The sequence below is a fragment of the Psychrobacter sp. genome (genome assembly GCF_018260395.1).
GTDB lineage: Bacteria > Pseudomonadota > Gammaproteobacteria > Pseudomonadales > Moraxellaceae > Psychrobacter.
In genome coordinates this window covers 1-3,059 of sequence record NZ_JAGLBC010000200.1, presented here as the reverse complement: position 1 = coordinate 3,059, position 3,059 = coordinate 1, and the positions used below count along the sequence as shown (strand labels likewise).

Genomic DNA, 3,059 nt, shown 5'->3' with positions numbered 1-3,059 from the left:
GTAAGTAAGCATTTAATCTAAATTGCAGTTACACAGAATTCGGGATGGGCTCCATTTATCAGCTATATCATCGCTCGCCAGCGCAGATTGAAGCTTCTAACTACTATATTAATCAAAACATGACAATCAATGAAATTAGTGTCTTTGACCCTGCCAATAAAAAAATCAACATCGTATATAGTTATGACTTCGCTTCACCTACCACATTATATTCTATTCAGTTACCACTATCATTGGATTTCAATCGTTCACAACTTACCTTAGATCCAAGCGCTTTTTTACCAATAATGGCTTTGATATCGCCCGAAAATGCGCCAATAACTGAAGAATTGGATGAAACCATTGTAGCGTTTGAATTACCCGCCGAAATCAAAGAGAAATTACCTTCAGATGTGATATACGATGCTTTTATTTCAGCTATTTCAAATAGCCTAAATGAACTCGATTCAGGAAACTTTACGGCTTTAGATATCTCAAAGGATACCTATGCAAAAAGGGTTGGAGCTCACTCTGCTATAAAACTGAATCTTGACAGCAAGCAAACTGGTAAATTAATTGGTTTAACCCTAAAGCATATGACTAAGTCTTTACAAGACTATGTAAGTCTACGACCTGACTTGTATAACAATTCAGATATGATAAGTATTGCTTTGTATAACTGGGAAAAAGCCAATTCTAAATATCAAAGTAGCGATATAGGTTCTTTATTTCAATTAATAGAGGCGGTTGCGCCAATTTCATTTAATCAAAGTAACTACTATTATTTAGACGGTAGTGGAAAACTTATAGCTGTACAATCAAGTGCCTCAATAGGCGGTGACATTTTGGGCGCTACTAAAACTGGTTTAAGTCAAACAACTTTTAATCAGCGTGAGTTTGATAATCATCCCCTATATAAAGTTTATCAGCAATCTTTTGGTAAGCCTTTTGATGTACTTCCGCCTGCCAGCGTAGACGGCAATGCCTGGTTAAACAAAATTAGAGAGCGTAAACAGCAGTTAGAACAAGCCAACGTCGCTCGAAGTGAATATGAGAGTGATGACGCTTTGAGCGGTAATGTATTTAAAAGTATGGAAGATGAAGAGTATAGACCCTCAATTAGAATCATTGATTATGGCAACGTTGATGAATACGAGGATGATAACAAATATGAGAAAACAATCGAAAAATAACTCATAACTTCATAACCAATACTTCTAAGGATAATAATGAAAAATTCAAGCATTGCTTACCCTCATAATTCTTATTTTAAACTAGCCACGCTAGCAGTGATATTGCCATTGTCACTTACCGCATGCCAAGTCACTCAAGATAATCAACATGCTTTATCATCAAAAATAACTCAATTACCAGTTCAACAACAATCAAAACTGGCAAGAGAGACTTTATTAAAAGCTATGCAAAATCAGTATCGCAGTGATTATACATACACCACAAATATTATCGCGTCTAACGAACAAAGAAGAGATGCTTTAGCCAATGCTACACCGCAACAGTTAGCTATGAGCGACAATCCTCTAGACCACTGTGAGCATGTTCACGATGAAGCTTATGTGAATTTAATGCAACAAGCTGGATTACAATTAACCGATTCAAAATACGATACCCAAAGACAAAACATAAAACAGTCCTTTTTAAAATGTAAAGCTGCATTAGAAGGTTCAAATTTTGAAGAGAACAATAAAGAGTGGCTTGAAAAAGCGGTTTCACAAGCAAAAATAGATTTGATGGATTCTGAAGCGCATAATCAAGATATAAACAAAGCAGCGGAATTTGAGGCCGAGCAAGCAGCATTGGCGGCTGATAAATCGGTAGGTGATTATAACGAGATTTATGATGATGAACTTTCTAATACCATACCACCACTTGTAGATCTAAATAGCGATTTAATGCCTGACTATGATTCATCGCATACTAAACTTGATGCTCGCAAAGCTAAGCTTCTAGATGCATATTTATTACAGCCAGCCAGCATTAAAGCTTCAGGCGTATATAGTGCTTCAAGAGGAAAGCTCAGTATTATACCGACTTTTACCTATCAAAGCCGCAATATCACAGCCACAAACAGTCACTTTATTTATGCAGATGCAATAGAGGGGGCGGTATATATTTGGGCAGATACATTTGCCTACATTACATCATTATATTTTGATCAAAATCTTGGTTTAGCCATGAAAAATAAATGGATAAAAATAGACCTAAACGATGGTAGTTTGCCTAAAAGCTTCTTAGTGGATTTGGTAAAAAGTCATCAACAAGCTAAAGATAAAATGACTATTAATTCTAGTCTTAATCAATACCGATTTATATCTTATGATCAATTAATGAATGAATCACCAAGGCCAGATGCCAAACATCAACCTTTTTTAAAAAATGCATCAATATTTATAGAACGTACTCAAAACGAAGAACAGTTTAATCAAGATATAAATTTGTATTTATCCACCTTATATAGCCACATGACACAAAAATACCCTCAACTACTTGAAGAGCGGGGTAATGGTGACTTTAATAGCCGCAGTATATTCACTAAGATTTTTAAAGATATAGATAAAGCGATACTTGATAACCAAAATGACAAAACTGATAGTAGCGATAAACAACTGGCTTTACATACTTCAGAAAATGAATCGAAAATTAAACCTTATATAGATTATGCGGTACTCACAGATAACGCTTCATTTAACAAGTATTTATGGCGTAATATATTTGGCCTTGATAACCAACAACAAATTATTTGGCAGCTGTCACAACGTCAAATGGATAGTTTATCCAATGTTTCTTACAGTATGGATGATACATTTAAAGGATTAAGATTAGAGGCTTTGACTCAGTTCTCTAAAGCTACTGCAGCTCAACCTATGTTTGACACTTTGCCTGCAGAAGGTTCAATGCCTACAAAAGACAATAGCATTGACTTAAAAACTTATATAGAAGAATTGAAATTAAAATATAAAAATGGCGAAGGAACAGTACAAGGTAAAATCTTATTTGAATCTGTAATGCCACAAGAATAAGGTTATAGTAATAACGCAATTTAATAATGATTTCAAATAAAT

General features: G+C 34.7%; 2 protein-coding genes. Both read left to right on the top strand.

From position 1 onward, the window contains the following. The first annotated feature begins 44 nt into the window (after positions 1 to 44). Complete coding sequence (locus QZ265_RS10385; protein ID WP_296405917.1) at positions 45 to 1,172, top strand: hypothetical protein; 1,128 nt, start codon at positions 45 to 47, stop codon at positions 1,170 to 1,172. A 36-nt stretch (positions 1,173 to 1,208) separates the two neighbouring features. Next, positions 1,209 to 3,017 carry a hypothetical protein gene (locus QZ265_RS10380; protein WP_296405916.1) on the top strand — a complete coding sequence of 603 codons (1,809 nt, stop codon included), beginning with the start codon at positions 1,209 to 1,211 and terminating at the stop codon, positions 3,015 to 3,017. Positions 3,018 to 3,059 lie beyond the last annotated feature (42 nt).